Raw genomic sequence first — 17,500 nt, forward strand, 5'->3', positions numbered from 1 at the left:
ATGTTTAGCAAAATAAAATCATTATTCAGTAAATTAGCTCCCGGCTTTAAAGCGGCGATTCCAGCATTAGTCATCGTCATTATTGTTTTGGTTAATGTGGCGATTTGGTGGGCTGGCCCATGGTTAAAGGTGGGCGATGAATATCCATTAAAGCCGATGCAATCCCGAGCGATTGCGAGCGTTATTTTTACACTGGTTTGTTTAGCTATTTGGGGCTTGGTGCAATGGCGTCGACTGCAAACATTCCATGCTGAAAAGTTGCGTGAAAAACAGCTACAAGAAGACCCTTATCTAGAATATGAACAACGCCAAGAAGCGCAGTTTAATCAGGTGATGAGTAATATGAAACAAAGCCTGAATCAGCGTAATTATCTCTATGCGCTGCCATGGTATTTATTACTTGGTGTTGAGAATTCAGGCAAAACCAGTTTAATTAACCGTTCTGGACAAAACTTTGTTTTTTCATCTGTGATGCGTGCCTCAGGCAAGCAGCAAGAGAATCCATTTACCTTTGATTGGTGGATTGGTGATGATTCAGTATTGATTGATCCTGATGGTGAATTACTGACGCAAAAGTCGACCACAGAAAATGAAGACGGTGAGTTAGAGCGTCGCTTGTGGCTGCACTTTACTCATTGGTTAGAAAAGACCCGTAGTCGCCGCCCTTTAAATGGTGTGGTAGTGGCACTTGATGTGGCGCATTTAGCCACTTCAACTACGACGGAGCGTCGTGCTTATGCCAATCTTATTCGAGCAAGATTGCGTGAGCTAATGGAAACCTTAACCACGCGTATGCCTGTGTATATCGCGCTAACTAAGCTTGATCTTTTACACGGTTTTGAACCCTTTTTTAGGCAATACACTAAGGCCGAACGTGAAGAGGTACTCGGCTTTACCTTTGAGTTAAAAGCGGGTGATGATCTCGATAGCTGGATTAAAGAGTTTGAACAACAATTTGCTGAGTTTGTAGGCCGAATTAATCAATTATTACCCGATGCTTTAATCCAATGTTTTGATGCTAAAGATCGCACCGCTATGTATAGCTTTAGTCGCCAATTGTCTGGATTGCATGATGTGATAAGTCAGTTTTTACATGATGCATTTGGTAGCGATCAGTTTTCAACGTCAGCATTAGTGCGCGGTGTGTACTTTACTTCGGTGTATCAACAAGGGGTACCAACTAATGCATTTGTGGACTCTGCCTCACGTCGTTATAGCCTGCCACATTCTGTAAATAGCGCCCAAAATGCTAAAAACTCGACCACTTACTTCACTAAAAATTTATTTAAGAAGGTGATTTACCCTGAGGCGGGGATTGCTTCTGATAACTTTAGAGTGGCTAAAAATAAGCGCCGTATTTTGATGTTATCAACGCTTGCATCTGTGATTGCAACAGGCCTGATTATTGTCAGTTGGCAGCAATTTTACCAAAAGAATATTAATCAAGCCGATGCGGTACTCGCTAAGGTGAATACCTTCCAAGACAACTATGGCGATCAGGTTTTACTTGATAGTGGTGATGATATTTTAGGGCCACTGAATACCATTCGTGATGCCACGTTAGAATTTGGTTTTTTCAGAGATAAGCCAAAATACATCTCTGATTTAGGCTTATATCAAGGCCATTTGATTGGTCCTGAAGTTGAGCAAACTTATCTACATCTGCTAGAAAACCGTTTTTTACCTGCGTTAATGAAAATTGTGGCTGCTAATATTGCCAGTGCCGAAACAGAAGAGCAGCAATTAGGGGCATTGCGTGTATTTAGAATGATGACAGATCAAAGTGGCCGCTATCAGCGGATGGTACAAAATTATTTTTCTGAGCGCTGGCAGCAACGTTATGCCGGAGATCGTCAAACTCAAGAGCGATTAATGCAGCATCTAGATTATGCGATGCAGCATACTAACTTAACTGCGAAAAGAGTCGCGGGTGAAGAGGAAGCTGAGCTTGTATTGGTGCCATACGATCAATTGATTGGTCAGACTCAAGCCGAGTTAGGCCGCTTACCTGTTGAGCAAAGGGTATATCGTAATCTTAAATTAGCAGCGTCAGGCACGTTAGGGGCATCGCTTGATATAGGTACTAATATTGGACCAATTTTTGATGTGGTATTCAGTCAGCGTACCGAGACTGAAGATGGTTTAAGTGTACCAGCCATGCTGACTAAAGATGGTTTCGAAACTTACTTTATCCCGCGTTCAGATTCGGTTTCAGAGTTAGCATTAGTGGATAGCTGGGTGCTGGGGCAAACAGAATCAGTTGATTATTCAGAAGAAGATAAACGGGTATTACGCGAAAAAATCCGTGGTTTATTTGTTGCTGATTATGCCAATACATGGCGCAACGCGATGAACGAAGTGGATATTAAGTATTTTCCTGATATCAATAGTGCCGTAATGGTACTTGAGAACATTGTCGGTAATAACCAACCCTTTACTCGGCTGCTTAATGAAATTACTCAAAATACCATGCTGTTCCCACCTTTACCGAGCAGTGATGCCGCGCGTGATGAGTTAATGAAATCGCCGCAGTTTAAAGTTGCTGCCATGGTTGATAAGCAGTTTTCTGCATTAAATGATCTGATTAATACCGAAGAAAACGAACAAGCTTATATGGATGAAGTGATGCAAGCAGTTATCCAATTACAAGCTTATATGAAAGCCATTAATGATGCGCCAGATGTCGGTAAAGCGGCATTAGAAGCGACCAAATCTCGCGTGAAGTTAAGTAATGCTGATCCTATTTATGTGTTGCAGCGCGTGGCTGCCGGCATGCCGCAGCCATTTGAGTTAATGCTGAATAAGTTGGCTGATGAAAGTTGGTATGTGATTAGACAGGAAGCCATTCGTTATTTAGAACAACGTTGGGTTAATGATGTTTATCAAATCTATCAGCAGAAGCTCGCATCACGCTATCCATTTTCAATGCAATCGAAAAAAGATGTGGCATTAGATGACTTTGAAGCATTTTTTGCACCCAACGGCACCTTAAATCAATTTTATGAAGACCATCTGAAATTGTTTTTAGATGAGGGCGGGAGTTTAACCAATAGTGCCAATGGTCAGTCTTTTATTCGTAAAGAAGTACTGCAACAACTTGCCTCAGCACAAGCGATTCAACAAGCCTTCTTTAATCGAAAAGGCGTGTTGGATGTGGAATTTACGTTAGAGCCAATTGAGTTAAGCCCTAATAAGCGTCGCAGTGTCATTAATGTGGATGGTCAATATGTGGAATATAGCCATGGTCCTCGTAAAAATGTGGGATTGATTTGGCCTAATACATTGCGCACTGCAGCGGTCAGTAAATTAACACTCGTCCCTGTTAAGAATAATCAATCGCCACGCAGCATCAATATTCAAGGGCCTTGGGCATTCTTTAGATTATTAGATGCGGGTGAGGTGGTGGGCTCTACCGCGACCAGTGTTGATTACCGCTTTAATTTAGATAAAGGCAATGTGGTTTATCGTCTGCACTCAGAAGCAGATGCTAATCCATTTACTTCATCTCTATTCAAGTCGTTTAACTTATCTAAAGCACTTTACTAATGGGAGCCTTGTAGTGAATCAGTTGTTGTATTCAGAGGTCGATCATTTTCGAGTGGCAACCGATGTAGATAAGCTACGTCAGTTGCCCAAGTATGAGCAAATTAGAGAGGAGATTAATCGTAGGCATATGCCGTTATTTGGCGTAACCAACTGGGAGCAAATTCGCAAGTTGTGCGCTCAAATTGCGGTTAAAGAAGGCGCAGATATTCTGCTTGCTATTTATTATACCGTTGCAGCAATTAAAACCATGGGGCTGGATGGCTTGGCTAATGGCTTGGATTTACAAGTGGCTGTGCTGCGGCAAATGCAGCCTAAAAAAGCCAGTTCATTTGATAAAATTCAAGGGCTTTATCAATGGATGATGGCACGTATAAAAGTTGATATTCAGTCGGTTAGTCCATCACGTCAGCATTTGCGTGAATTATATCGTTGTGATCGGGCAATCCATTTAATCGAATCTAAAATTCAACAGTTGTACCCTGAAAAAAGTATCGATTTAGAGTTATTGTCATTTACGATTTATGGGCATATAGAGCGACTTGAACAACCGCCTAAGTCTGTTGTAACTGACACGGATAACGAAGTGATTGCCAGTAAAGATAGAGGCTTTAGTATTTTAATGTTGCTGGTGGGCTTAACACTCGGTGCAGTGGGGTTAAAGTTGATTCAAAGTCAGTTTGAGCCAGCAAAGCAGATAAATTTAACGGCGCAGCAGCAAATATTTGCCGATACGGTTCAGCCCAAAGTGGTGACGGTCAATGATGCTGAATTATTTAGGCAGAGTTATCAGCCACAACAATTACAGCAAATAGAGCAAGAAGTGAGTCAAGCTTATAGCCAACAAGTTAAAGCTATATTTGAGCGTGATGTGATTAAGCAATATCTGCATGCGTATGATTTAGTTGATAGTTTACAAGCGCTATACCCTGATTCAGATCCCGCTATTAGGCTGCAACAAACCAGACTGCAATGGCAACAACAGATGCAGTCCGAATATGCGTTTTTACAGCAGCGCTTTATTAATGCGCGAACTAAAGCGGCGAATATTAATGATTATATGCAAACGAATAATCTCACTGGATTGAGTGATTTTAGTCAGGGGCTTGAGAACTACGCGATAAGTTTATCGCCATTGGTTGGACGCTTAAATTATGCAGAGCAGTTAATTGAGCAGCAGCAATATGAGCAAGCGATGCAGTCTCTCACTGTCTTAGAGCAAAAGTTAAAAGCGGTGTTATATCAAAAATCAGAGTTACAAAAACAACTCGAGCAACAGCAAGTGGTTGCCACCAATTGAGCAACATTTTGCCTACTGAGCAAGATGTTGCCTGAAATCGAGCGATAATTTGCTTAAATATAAGGCAGCTTGTAAATATCATTAAATATCAGATGGTTAAATTTGGCATAAAGCTTGTTACTTAATCAATGAATGACTCAATAACTTGTTAAGGATAAGACTATGCCAACACCGTGTTATATCGCAATTGAAGGAAAAACTCAGGGAAATATTACTGCGGGTGCATTCACTGCTGATTCTGTGGGTAATATTTATGTAGAGGGTCATGAAGATGAAATGCTAGTACAAGCATTTGATCATATTGTGACCGTACCAACCGATCCACAGAGTGGTCAACCTGCTGGGCAACGTGTACATAAACCATTTCAGTTTACAGTGGCACTGAATAAGTCAGTACCCTTGTTATATAACGCACTTTCATCTGGTGAGATGCTGCCTAAAGTGACGTTAAATTGGTATCGCACCTCTACCGATGGTAAGCAGGAGCATTTCTTTTCAACGCTACTGACCGATGCCGTTATCGTTGATATTGATTGCCAAATGCCACATTGCCAAGATGGCCAAAAGAAAGAATATACCCAGTTGGTTAAGGTTTCGTTGGCATATCGTAAGATCGATTGGGAACACACAGTAGCAGGCACTTCAGGTGCTGATGATTGGCGTGCCCCAATCGCTTAATAACATCAATTAAGTGATCGTTTTATGACCCGTAGATAATTAATTTTGGTGTGCGGGTCTTTTTGCTTTTCTGTAAAACGAGGTGGCAATAAATTATGGCTGCAAATAAGCAATTGCATTTTACATTGACCATTGATGGCTTAGCTGAAGATAAGCTAAAAGTGGTTGAGTTTACAGGCCATGAGGGTTTGTCTACGTTATATGAATATCAGTTGCAGTTAGCGAGCCGTGACCCAGATATAGATGCCATGATGACGGTAGATCGCCATGCTTGTTTGACTATTTATGAGCAGGGTCAAGTGAGTCATCGAATCAGTGGTATTGTTAAACGTTTTAGCCAAGGTGATACAGGGCACCATTTCACTCGATATCAATTAACGCTTGTTCCTGCCATTGCCCGTTTAGGCTTGCGTCATAATAGCCGAATATTCCAACAACTATCTGTACCTGAAATCATCAGTGTTTTACTGCAAGAGATGAATATTGATGATTATGCCTTTTCACTTTCAAGAACATTACCTGTGCGTGAATATTGCGTGCAATATCGAGAAACAGATCTCGAGTTTATCGCACGTCTTGCCAGTGAAGAGGGCATTTTCTACAGCTTTTTGTTTGAACAAGATAAACATAGCGTATTGTTTAGTGATGATAGCCAAAGCAGTTACAAACTGGCGCAACCGCTACCATATAATGGCATTGCTGGTGGTGTCAGTGAACAGCCATTTGTTTATGGTTTTATTGACAGTAAACAGATTGCCAGTTCCAGTGCTCAGTTGAAAGATTACAGTTTTAAAAAACCAGCGTTTAGTTTTTTAAATCAGCAACAAGGCATTGAGATGGATTATCAAACTGGGGAATACCCATATTTTGATTATCCGGGGCGTTATAAGGACGATGAATCCGGCAAAGCTTATACCCAAATACGATTAGAATATTTACGCAGAGCCGCGCAAACCGCATCAGCACAAAGTAATGTTGCTGGCGTACAATCAGGTTGCAGTTTTGATTTACAAGATCATCCAGATAGTCAATATAACCGAGATTGGTTAGTTACCGAATTAACTTGCCAAGGCGCGCAGCCGCAGTCACTCGAAGAGGAAGGTGGCGAGGGAGCAACCACCTATAATAACCAGTTCGAGCTTATTCCCGGCCATTTACAATGGCGTCCTATTCCGAATCCCAAACCTAAAGTGGATGGACCGCAAATTGCTACTGTGGTTGGTCCTGAAGGCGAACAAATATTTTGCGATGAATTTGGCCGCGTTAAGGTGCAGTTCCCTTGGGATCGTTATGGCAATGGTGATGACCTTTCCAGTTGTTGGGTGCGAGTGTCACAGGGCTGGGCGGGGGGGCAGTATGGCATGTTAGCGATACCTAGAATCGGCCACGAGGTGATAGTCAGCTTTTTAGAAGGTGACCCAGATCAACCCATTATCACCGGTCGAACTTACCACGCGGTGAATCAACCGCCGTATCCGCTACCCGATCATAAAACCCGCACCGTTATTCGCACGCAAACGCATCAAGGCGAAGGCTTTAATGAGCTTAGGTTTGAAGACCAAGCAGGGCAGGAAGAGATCTATGTACATGCTCAAAAAGATCTCAATCTATTGGTGGAACATGACCGGATTGATCATATTAAACACGATAAACATGTAACGGTTGAGAACGACCGTTTTAGTCATATCAAGGGTAATGAACATATCACTGTTGATGGTGAAAGCCGCGAGTTTGTAAAAGGCGAACGCTCACTTGTGGTTGAGGGCGCACTGCACATTAAAACGGGCTCAGTATGGGTCAATCAAGCCGGAGATGAGATCCATATCAAGGCAGGTCAAAAAGTGGTGATTGAGTCAGGCGCTGAAATTACCGTTAAAGCTGGTGGCAGTTTTATTAAACTCGATCCTGCAGGCGTACATGTTGTTGGCAGTACCGTCAAGATTAATGCCGGTGGTAGCGCAGGTTCCGGCTGTGGCTATGCAGGCAGATCCCCAGAGTTACCAAAACAAGTTGATAAGGCCAAAGCACCCGCAGCAGTCGAATCGATAAAGCAGCAAGCTAGTGAGAGTGCGTTAACTCCTGCATTAAAACATAAGGTGATTGCAGATCTGATGAATAACAACGGCATTACAGAGGTATGTCAAAAACAAACAGATGGTAGTTGCCCCTTAACGGATTGCCCATGTAGGAACAATTTATGATATTGCAGCATCCTCAGCTTAGTAGTTTTAATTACTTTAGCGATGATCGCCATTTTTATCTTCTTACTCATTATGCGGCTGGTGGACTGCAACAGATATACCAGTACGCAGCCAATAAATCCCTAGAGTTTTTATATATAGAGACAGCACTCAAAGATATGCTTGAGTACAGTCCTGTATTAATCAAGGTTGATGAATCCGATCCAATTTTAGAGCGTTTTATTGAAAACAATCAAAACCAGCAAGATTGGAGCGGGATATTAATTTCAGTTGCAGCACAAACCACATTATTAGAGTTGATAGCTCATTTACGTAACCGAATGAATATTAGTTTTGGTACACAACGTAAAGGACTGCTTCATTTCCAAAACCCATTTGTGTTGAGTTATTTATTAGCTGAAAGCAACAGTGAAGATAATGCTAATTGGTTAGGGATGATTAAATCCATGGAGTGTTATGACCATCGATTTTCAAGTGCGCAAAAGCAGTGGTTGTTATTTGATAATGAACACGCTAATAGGGCTAATTTAACACCTGAATGGTTACTGACAATATCACAACAACATGCACTTGAGTTGATGTTTGATGATAAACAAATACAGCAATGTTTTGATCTCTTGAACGATAAAAATATGCATTTTGATGTAACTAGGATATTCGAATATCGGCGTTGGTATAAGCAAGCTGAAATTGAAGGAATGTCGAGTCAGTCAGATATTGCACGATATTTTTATCAACAACGATTAGTACAGCAGGAGGCTATAGTAAATGGCAACGGATAAGTTAAGTTCTGGTGTAGCTTGTGAAGGTAAAAAGTTGTTTATCGAAGTTGTTGGCCTTGCATTGACTGATGAACATAAGTTTCAGTTTTATGATGCGACTGATATGAAGCAGCAAGAGTTCTTAGAAACATTACAACAAACAGAACAGTTAGAAGACACTACTATTTTTAGTTGGGATTGGAGTGAGCAACAAAGTGCGCGAGATGTGTGGCTGAGTATTGATGGTGATGAAGGTGAGATAAAACTGCCGTTATATTTAGATGTTCAAGCTAAGCCAAGACAAGATGAGCAGCAAGCCTATCGCCTTTATCCTATTTTGCCATTGAGCTTATTACCTACCTACGAGCAAGATTTAGATATTAAAAGGCGTTTGGCGCCGACACGAAATGGTTATTTATATGTGTTTTATAATGGTCTTGCATGGCGTGAAATTGAAATTAGTTCTACTCAAGAACAAATGATTTTTAAAGACATCGATTTATATCAATATCGAGAAGCTCGTGATAAACCTTTTATCTCTAAAAAACGAGAAGCGACAGGGAACCCCCTTACCGATATTTGGCTTCCGTCCCATGAAAACAATCATGGTGTACGTTTAAGCGTGGCTTATTCTGAGGTGCAATGGAGTGCTGAATACTTAAATTATTTAGAAACGAATCAATCATACCAACAGCAAAGGCTAACGGCATTTCATCAATTAAATACCATTGATAATTTTGATTTACTTAAAACAGAGAGTTTACCTGAGATGCGAATTAGGCAGATTGACATTGAGTTTAATCTGGCAGAATCACATCTATTTATTCATGATCTTTCTGGTCAATCATTGAACCAACGTTTTAATGCGCTTAAAGAGATAATTAAATCAACTCATGATAATCCACAGCAAGCCATTAATGTGTATCAACGTAAAAACGATTATCAATATGAATATGCAATGAAGCAAACTGTGCTTGAGGCTTTAATATCTAAAGATCCCATTGATGAGTCAGCATGGCAAGCTGATGCTAGCCCTGACTATTTAGCGGATGCTAGAGCAAGAAAGTTACATGCCATTGTGTTAGATGATCCATTGTTTAATTTCAGACATCATGCATTTATGGTGACTTCGGCGATGGGCTACTTTCAGCAAGTTAATGTTGATATGAGTCAGCAACAATATTACACCTCTGCAGAGTTGGTACATCGCTTTGTATTACCAAAGAAATTTGGTAAGCAAGAGAATCCATTACATAAGCATCAGGATGAATTTAACCAAGCCTTTTCAGGCCAATTTAACCGTACCTTACGCACACTAGAGCGGCAAATGTGCCGTCGTGATTGTCAATTTTTACAAGCGCAAGTTGCAGCGATTATTGATAGCGACGAAGTGGTTAATGCTCTGCGTGATATTACCTCTTTAAATGATTTGAATGCCGCAGGGGCATTGAAAATAGTAGGTTATGGATTGTCAGCATTGAGTATGGACATAGATAGTGTCGATAATTTTATGCTAGAGCATGAAAAGCAAAAAAATCCATTTATGCGACAGGTACAGACCATTTTAACGGCTGCGCATCATCCATTACATAAAATCCTTTTTGCTCCTGAATCTAGAGTATCGTTAGAGGAGGAATATATTGCTCCTGATGGCCACAATGATGGTTCTGGTTACGCGAGTACTCGGAATTTTGCTAATTGGGCAAATGATATCGCTGCTTTTCCGCTCGATGATATTCAACTGTTTGATTTAGCTGAAACTATTGCAGCTAAAGATAATGAACAAGGTGCATTTTCCACTGTGCGTCGTATTGCCAATATTACCGATAGTCTTTTACAAGGCTACTTCCAAAGTGCGATGAAGCTGCAATCTATGTTGATAAAACAAGGTAAGGTGGTTGAGTTTAATGCCGCGTATATGCCTGTGCTTAGAACCTTAAAAACTCTCGATGTAGATACTTTTGGTAAATTGCAATATGGCTCAACTGCTGCTGTGACTACAGGTTTTTATGCAATAGGTGTTGAAGGGCAAGGATTACACCTAGGTTTATCAAAGTTTATGCGCGAGAAAATGAATGCACAGCAGAAACCAAAAGGTAGGGCACTGCGCATGTATGATAGTAACGGTAAGTTAGTTGTATCATCATCAAAAAGTGCGTTTAATAAAGCTGAATTACATGGAAGTAGTAAGAAAAACCTTAAAAAATCACCTCTAAAAATGTTGATGATCCCTGAAGAATCTGAATTAGCGACGGCGATGAATCACACCAATACTCAGCGTAGCTTACAAGATTTGCAAAATAACCAAAAACTGAATGCCAGCAATGCTTATGAACGCTTTAGAGTGCCTTATTTTATTGTCGCCGTTGAGATGATGAATTTGATTAATAATCGTAAGTATTTTGAACATTTAGTAGGAGGCAAGAATATTGGTCAATCGGTGGCGAATATTACTAGTGCTATTCTAGATCTGGGTATCGCAATTGTTCATGCTGTAAATTATACAACTATTAACGCATCTAAATTGTCTGTGGCTGCTAACAAGATAATGATCGAGCATTCTGCATTAGCTGTTCGAGATTTTACATTTCGAAATGGTACAACTACTTTAGTAAAAGAATTGAGTCGTTTAAGAGTTGTCTCAGTATTTGCTGGACTGCTAACCGCGGCGATTGCTGGTTATGATAGCTTTAAGGCATTTGACTATGACGATACTGATGCCGCGATGGGTATGGCGATGGTGGCGGTCGGTACAGCGATGACCAGTATTGCCACCGGATTATTCACGACTTCTGCGCCATTATTGTTTGGCTTAGGCCCTGTTGCATGGATAGGTATTGCTTTGGCGGTAGTCGGGTTTGTGGTGTATGCCATCTTTAAAGATACTCCGATAGAAGTTTGGCTTAAAAATGGCCCTTTTGGTGATGATGCAAGTGATGACTTTAAACACTTACTGGATAATCAAACCGCCTATTACCGTTTTATTGGCTTGCTGTTTTCGTGCTCGACCAAGGCATATAAACTCGGTAGTCAAACCCAGTTGCCCGAACTCTTTACGCAAAAGATGTTAGCCCAAGGGGCGACTCATGTACTCTTTTTAGAGACGAATTTAGCCTCTTTGATGGGGCAAGATACATTAAATGTCAATTTTCATGTACGTCAGGCGTTGCAAACTAAAGCTGATGGGATGTTAACGAATACTTTTACTGATAAGGCTGATTTGTCCATTATTCATCAACATATGACGGCAACAGGGCAAGCTTATTATGTTCGATTTGATAAAAAAATCCCAGCAATGCAACTGACTCGGCGCGCGTTAAGAACCTATAACGGCGCATTTAATATAAGGGCGCAGTTAGAAATTGATAAACATTATTTCCCCTGTGTGGAGTTAGCAGAGGAGACACCACGTAATATTAGCCATGAGCCTAATTTTAAACGGCAGCAACCGCTTTGGCTAAATCAACTTATTGAAATAACGTCATGAGATAGTAATTTATTAATATAACAACATGAGATAATCACAAGGATCAGCTTAATCATGTATCAACCGACAGCTTATAACAGCCAGAATTTTCAAAAGCAGGCGCATAAAGATGAGTCGAGTTTATTAAGAAAGCTAATGACGAAGGGGATACCATTTTCTTTTTCAGATACGAATAAGTTTATTTCAATTAATAGCATAAAAGCGTTAACACCAAGCTTATTAGAAGAACAGAATGTAGATAAAATTGATTATTGGAATCATGAGTTTTTATGTATTGAAGATGTTAATTATAAAATGAAAATTTACTTATGGCTTGTAGCTTTATCTAAAGTTGTTTTATATTTTGCTACTCCTATTGTTATTGTTTTATTAGCCATACCAGTTATTTTTAGTAGTGATACTTTAGATTATGAAGAGCTATTTTCTGTTGTAAAAGACTGTTTTATATATTTTATTTTTCCATGCTCGTTAATCATAGGTCATTGGAAGTTAGTTCAATTAAATAATAAATTCTTATTTTCATTTTTTAGAGAATCCAAAAAAATATTCGAATTGAATCGACAAACTGGCATGGTGACTTTATATAAAGGCCGCAATAAGGTGCGTTTTAGTCATCCATTTATAGAGTTTGATTGTGTGTTGTTATCTTCCCCCAGTCACCAAGGTCATTTAAATTACGTGCTGACCTTAGTCCATCGCTACCATAATTATTCAGTGGGAGTGCCCTTAAGCTCAATGCTTGGTGCTAATGAGATGGTGGGTGAATATGGGCGATTATGGAATATGTTGCAGCGCTATATGGATGTCAGTAAACCTATGCCAGATATCTTAATTCTTGAGGCTGTTAGAGAACTTGACCCAACCACTGCTGCTTATGATGCTAAGCATCCAAGAGATCCTTTTTATTGGCGCAATATGAGTGATGACGAGTATCTTGCTAAGTTAGCTGAAATTCAACAACTGCAAGAACAAGATCCGGTTTATGGCAAGTCGATTAATATTTTTGAAGATGAATCTTAAGGTATGAGCTGATCGTTTTTGATTATATGTGCTATTAGCTGCACAACGTTGATAGGCAATAAAATCATAATGCAGCTAATAACAAAAAGGGCGCTTAATGCGCCCTTAATCATTCAACATCTTAATTTAATAGATTAGAAGTAGTAACCTACGTTGATGTTGAAAGTCTTGTCCCAATGGTTTTGCTCTGTAGTTGGTGCTAGACCAATACCAGGGCCACGGCCGTTAGTCCAAGAGTTCTTACCTAGAACGAAGTCAGCTTGAGCGAAGATTGGACCAGCTGAAACTGCAACACCTGTTGCGTTCTGGTATGTATCAGAGAACTGTGCTTCTTCTGGTGTTAATAAGTTAAAGTCGTTGTAGATCTTAACGAAACCAAATGAAGTAGGGATAGTCTTGTATACGTTAACAATGTAAAGCTGTGCTTCACTTGCGATTTCGTATGCGCTACCGCCAGCTGCTAGTGCAATAGTGTCACGAGGCTGGTTAGCATTGAACTCGTAATGCATTGCCTGAGCTTGTACGCCCCAACCGTTGTAAGTTGAGTCTAAGTGTAGTGCGTAAGCAAAACGGTCACCGTCTTTCTTCGTTACGCTATCGTATAACTGACCACCTTGAACCGAGCCACCTAGGATAGTGCGGCCATTTTCGTAGTTGATTGTATAAGTTTGACGAATGTTAAACTGGTTAGTTTCTTCGTTGCTGTACTCAGTACCGTTTACTTCACCAGTAAATACGTTAGCAGAGTAGCTCTTCTTCTCTGTAGGAGAGTATTCAGAACCTTTGAAGAATGCGATGTCTGTGTTCCAACCGTTACGAGCGTAAACGAACTTAGCACCCATGTCGAAATGGTCTTCAAAGCCCATGTAGTAACCAATGCTTGACCACCATGAGTTAGAAATCATACCTGGGTTACCAAATGGTACCTGAGTTAGACCCACTTGTACTTGCATATGGTCGTTTACGTCATAGAAGCCGTAACCGTACTTAATGAAGTCAACGCCTGATTTGAAACGGTATTCTGCAGCGATACCAAAATCATCTTTTTTACCAGAGATATTGATTGTTGCTACGTCAAAACGGAAATCACCGTATTTGTTTTCGCTGTCTTTGTTGAATTCGTTATAAGCATAGTTACCACGAACCGAACCACCAAATTTAAAACCATCTTCTTCTGTTGCAGCTTGTGCACTGAAACCCGTTAAGGTGATTGCTGAAGCAACTAGAGATAACAAGAACTTTTTATTAGACATTTTAATTACCTGTGCCTTGGATCTGATGAGTTCGTAAGGCTTATGTTGTAAGTATTAAGCGAGTTAATCGTTTGGTCGGCGATATATCACCATTCCGTGGCTCAGATTCTATGGGGTTTTTATCGAAATGCAGCGTAATTGTTTGAGAAGTTGCGAACTTGATTATGTTATTAACTCAAGTGTGAACAGTGTCACATATATGATTTATTTAAATGTTAAATTGGCGGGTTTGGTTTTGGCTAAATGTAAACTGAATGGTTGTTTTTATTTGCCTTATTATTGCATTTATTAGTGACAGCTCAATAAGAAAGATCATATTTAACACTGATGTATCAAGATGTATCAAAAAGTAATCGAATTAGATTGAATTTAATTACTTGCGTGATTGCTAATGTGAACTAGATCACTCATTTGAATTGTGTCACATCATTAACTTTTCAATTGAACTTTTAACTCGATCTTAAAATAAGATTAAAAAGAGGTTTAAGGGATCTAATTATAAGTCGATATTGTCATTTTTAGTTGCCTTGTTTACTTAGGCTTGTTTGGGTTTTTGTCTTGACTTTAGTGTGGCCGATTAATAGTCTGATTCTTAAATAATTAAGGCGAAAAATAATGCAAATAGAATATCAATTAAAACCCTTAGAGCAGCGCCGTACAGAACCTTTTATTCCTGAGTCAAATGTTGGTTTCGGTTTGCTAAGAACTGATCATATGTTTTTAATGGACTACCGTGATGGCCAATGGCAAGACCCTCGTATCGTGCCATATGGACCATTTGAAATTTTCCCCGGTAATATGACCTTGCATTACGGGCAGTCTATTTTTGAAGGCGCTAAAGCTTTTTTGCATGATGATGGTGAGATTTACACTTTCCGTATTGATCAAAATGCAGCTCGTTTAAATCGCTCTGCTGAGATTGTTTGTATTCCCGAAATTGATCCGAAGTGGCAACTTGCAGGCATACGCGCACTTATTGATGTTGATCGTTTATGGTTCCCGCAGCAGCAAGGTGCATGTCTTTATATTCGGCCTTTTATTTTTGCGACCGAAGATAAGTTGTCGGTATCGCCAAGTAAGAGTTATACCTTCTGTGTGATGCTAAGTCCTAGTGGGGCTTATTATGGTGATAGTTTCGATAAGACCATTCGTTTGCTGATTACAAAGAAATATCACCGTGCAGTATCTGGTGGTACGGGTGAGTCAAAAGCAGCGGGTAACTACGCTGCATCTTTACGTGCCGGTAAGGCTGCTGCTGAACATGGCGCTGCTCAGGTACTTTATCTGGATTCAACTAATACCCAAATTGAAGAAGTTGGGGCAATGAATCATTTCCATGTTCGTAAAGATGGCACCGTGGTCATTCCTACATTCACGGATACGATTTTAAAATCAATCACATCACGTTCAATTTTAGATCTAGGTGACATCTTGGGCTTAAACGTCGTACAAGAAACGGTCATGCTTGATCAGTTTATTGCCGATATTGAAGCGGGTGAGATTATTGAGGCTGGTGGCTTTGGTACGGCTGCGGTGGTTTCTCCCGTTGGCAGTTATATTTTTGAAGATGGTCGTATTGTGACTGTTGGCGATGGTGAAGTGGGGCAATACACTAAACGCATGTATAAAGTCTTAACTGATATTCAGCAGGGCAAGTTAGCTGGGCCTGATGGTTGGATGACTAAAGTTGAGCGGCATGAAACCATTTCAAAATAGTGATTTGATTGGTTGAATTCGTAGCGGTGATAACTCGGTTATCACCGCTTTTTTGTATTGTTATTATCTAACGTTTAGATATAAAACAGTGACATAAACTCAGATACTGGGAGTTTCTCTAACTGTTGTTGATCTTGGCATAGTTCAAATATGGTTGTACTTTGCTTAGCAGGGAAGCGCGTTGCTAAGTTATTTTTAAACTTCTGTTCAAGTAATGGGATACCTTCTTCACGGCGACGGCGATGACCCACTGGATATTCAACTTCAATCTTGTCTGTGCTGGTACCATCTTTAAAGAAGATTTGGATGGCATTGGCAATAGAGCGTTTATCTGCATCAAGATAGTCTTGGCTATAACGTTTATCTTCTTCCACATGCATTTTTTCTCGTAATGCATCAATGCGCGGGTCAGCAGCCACGCCATCTTCATAGTGTTCTGCAATTAAATGGCCAAATACCAATGGGACTGCGACCATATACTGTAGGCAGTGATCTCGATCGGCAGGGTTATTTAATTGACCTTGCTTGGAGATGATTCGGATCGCGGACTCATGGGTGGTCAGCACAATTTTATCAATATCATCTAAGCGATGTTTAACTTGTTGATGTAACTTGTAAGCACACTCTACTGCGGTTTGTGCATGAAACTCTGCTGGGTAAGATATTTTGAACAGAATATTTTCCATTACATAGCTTTCATAAGGCTGAGTGAATTCAAATTCTCTGCCTTTAAATAGCACATCATAAAACCCCCAACCCGGCGCTGATAACACTCCTGGGTAGCCCATTTCACCTGTCATTGTGATCATGGCTAAACGCACCGCACGTGATGTAGCATCACCTGCAGCCCACGATTTACGCGAACCGGCATTGGGCGCATGGCGATAGGTACGTAATGACTGACCATCAACCATGCCTGTGAAACCGCATCAATAACTTGCTCTTTTGTGCCGCCAAGCATATGTGTGATAACTGCAGTAGAAGCGACTTTAACCAGTACCACATGATCTAAACCGACGCGGTTGTAGCTATTTTCTAACGCCAATACACCTTGAATTTCATGGGCTTTAATCATGTAGGTAAGCACATCTTTCATGGTTAAAGGGGCTTTACCTTCGCTAATATTCTTTTGCGAGAGGTAGTCTGCAACAGCCAAAATCCCCCCTAAGTTGTCTGATGGATGGCCCCATTCAGCTGCAAGCCATGTATCGTTGTAATCAAGCCAACGGATAAGTGCGCCGATATCCCACGCTGCTTTGACGGGATCAAGTAGTAATTGCGTGCCCGGTACGCGCACGCCATGTGGTACGACTGTACCCGGTACAATGGGACCTAAATGTTTAGTACATTCAGGAAAACGTAGTGCTAATAAACCACAGCCTAAGGTATCGATAAGGCAATTACGCGCAGTTTGATAGGCTTCATTACTGGTTATTTGATAGTCACAAACATAATTAGCAATATCCACTAAGACCTGATCTGGATCGGGACGGACATTGGTTTCAACATTGGCTGACATAGTGCTTCCTTTTACTGTTAAT

At 40.5% G+C, this 17,500-nt stretch carries 9 protein-coding genes and 1 pseudogene; 8 read left to right on the forward strand and 2 right to left on the reverse strand.

Annotation, left to right across the window (positions count from 1 at the left end; translation table 11 throughout):
- From tssM to JCM15074_RS10990, 7 genes are all read left to right on the forward strand, one after another.
- Window positions 1–3,546: a type VI secretion system membrane subunit TssM gene (gene tssM / locus JCM15074_RS10960; protein ID WP_025821247.1), complete on the forward strand. Its 3,546-nt coding sequence runs from the start codon at window positions 1–3 to the stop codon at window positions 3,544–3,546.
- Window positions 3,547–3,559: 13 nt separating this feature from the next.
- Window positions 3,560–4,843: a type VI secretion system ImpA family N-terminal domain-containing protein gene (locus JCM15074_RS10965; RefSeq protein WP_025821248.1), complete on the forward strand. Its 1,284-nt coding sequence runs from the start codon at window positions 3,560–3,562 to the stop codon at window positions 4,841–4,843.
- A 162-nt stretch (window positions 4,844–5,005) separates the two neighbouring features.
- Window positions 5,006–5,521 (forward strand): Hcp family type VI secretion system effector, encoded by a 516-nt coding sequence (locus tag JCM15074_RS10970; protein ID WP_025821249.1) that lies wholly within the window; start codon window positions 5,006–5,008, stop codon window positions 5,519–5,521.
- Between the two features lie 95 nt (window positions 5,522–5,616).
- Window positions 5,617–7,722, forward strand: a complete 2,106-nt coding sequence (locus JCM15074_RS10975; protein WP_025821250.1) for a type VI secretion system Vgr family protein — start codon at window positions 5,617–5,619, stop codon at window positions 7,720–7,722.
- Window positions 7,719–8,504: a DUF4123 domain-containing protein gene (locus JCM15074_RS10980; RefSeq protein ID WP_025821251.1), complete on the forward strand. Its 786-nt coding sequence runs from the start codon at window positions 7,719–7,721 to the stop codon at window positions 8,502–8,504. Before JCM15074_RS10975 ends, JCM15074_RS10980 begins: the two co-directional genes overlap by 4 nt.
- Window positions 8,491–11,970: a toxin VasX gene (locus tag JCM15074_RS10985; RefSeq protein WP_025821252.1), complete on the forward strand. Its 3,480-nt coding sequence runs from the start codon at window positions 8,491–8,493 to the stop codon at window positions 11,968–11,970. Before JCM15074_RS10980 ends, JCM15074_RS10985 begins: the two co-directional genes overlap by 14 nt.
- A 54-nt stretch (window positions 11,971–12,024) precedes the next feature.
- The gene (locus JCM15074_RS10990; protein ID WP_025821253.1) at window positions 12,025–12,990 is read left to right on the forward strand and encodes a hypothetical protein; all 966 of its coding nucleotides are present in this window, start codon (window positions 12,025–12,027) and stop codon (window positions 12,988–12,990) included.
- 134 nt (window positions 12,991–13,124) lie between these two features.
- Here JCM15074_RS10990 and JCM15074_RS10995 read toward each other — a convergent pair whose 3' ends face one another.
- A complete protein-coding gene (locus tag JCM15074_RS10995; protein WP_025821254.1) occupies window positions 13,125–14,243 on the reverse strand; it encodes a putative porin in 1,119 nt (372 codons plus the stop codon).
- A gap of 615 nt (window positions 14,244–14,858) precedes the next feature.
- On the opposite strand from JCM15074_RS10995, the gene JCM15074_RS11000 reads away from it, so the two are divergent.
- Window positions 14,859–15,959 (forward strand): branched-chain amino acid aminotransferase, encoded by a 1,101-nt coding sequence (locus tag JCM15074_RS11000; protein ID WP_025821255.1) that lies wholly within the window; start codon window positions 14,859–14,861, stop codon window positions 15,957–15,959.
- 74 nt (window positions 15,960–16,033) lie between these two features.
- Here the strand turns inward: JCM15074_RS11000 and JCM15074_RS21845 are convergent.
- Window positions 16,034–17,478: pseudogene (locus tag JCM15074_RS21845) on the reverse strand (bifunctional 2-methylcitrate dehydratase/aconitate hydratase).
- Window positions 17,479–17,500: the final 22 nt, after the last annotated feature.

Source organism: Shewanella marina JCM 15074 (genome assembly GCF_000614975.1).
Classification (GTDB): domain Bacteria; phylum Pseudomonadota; class Gammaproteobacteria; order Enterobacterales; family Shewanellaceae; genus Shewanella; species Shewanella marina.

What these genes read in the sequence shown, in the direction of transcription:
- JCM15074_RS10975 (WP_025821250.1), top strand. Translation starts at nt 5,617, where the DNA reads ATGGCTGCAAATAAGCAATTGCATTTTACATTGACCATTGATGGCTTA.
- JCM15074_RS10990 (WP_025821253.1), top strand. Translation starts at nt 12,025, where the DNA reads ATGTATCAACCGACAGCTTATAACAGCCAGAATTTTCAAAAGCAGGCG.
- JCM15074_RS10980 (WP_025821251.1), top strand. Translation starts at nt 7,719, where the DNA reads ATGATATTGCAGCATCCTCAGCTTAGTAGTTTTAATTACTTTAGCGAT.
- tssM (WP_025821247.1), top strand. Translation starts at nt 1, where the DNA reads ATGTTTAGCAAAATAAAATCATTATTCAGTAAATTAGCTCCCGGCTTT.
- JCM15074_RS10970 (WP_025821249.1), top strand. Translation starts at nt 5,006, where the DNA reads ATGCCAACACCGTGTTATATCGCAATTGAAGGAAAAACTCAGGGAAAT.
- JCM15074_RS11000 (WP_025821255.1), top strand. Translation starts at nt 14,859, where the DNA reads ATGCAAATAGAATATCAATTAAAACCCTTAGAGCAGCGCCGTACAGAA.
- JCM15074_RS10995 (WP_025821254.1), bottom strand. Translation starts at nt 14,243, where the DNA reads ATGTCTAATAAAAAGTTCTTGTTATCTCTAGTTGCTTCAGCAATCACC.
- JCM15074_RS10985 (WP_025821252.1), top strand. Translation starts at nt 8,491, where the DNA reads ATGGCAACGGATAAGTTAAGTTCTGGTGTAGCTTGTGAAGGTAAAAAG.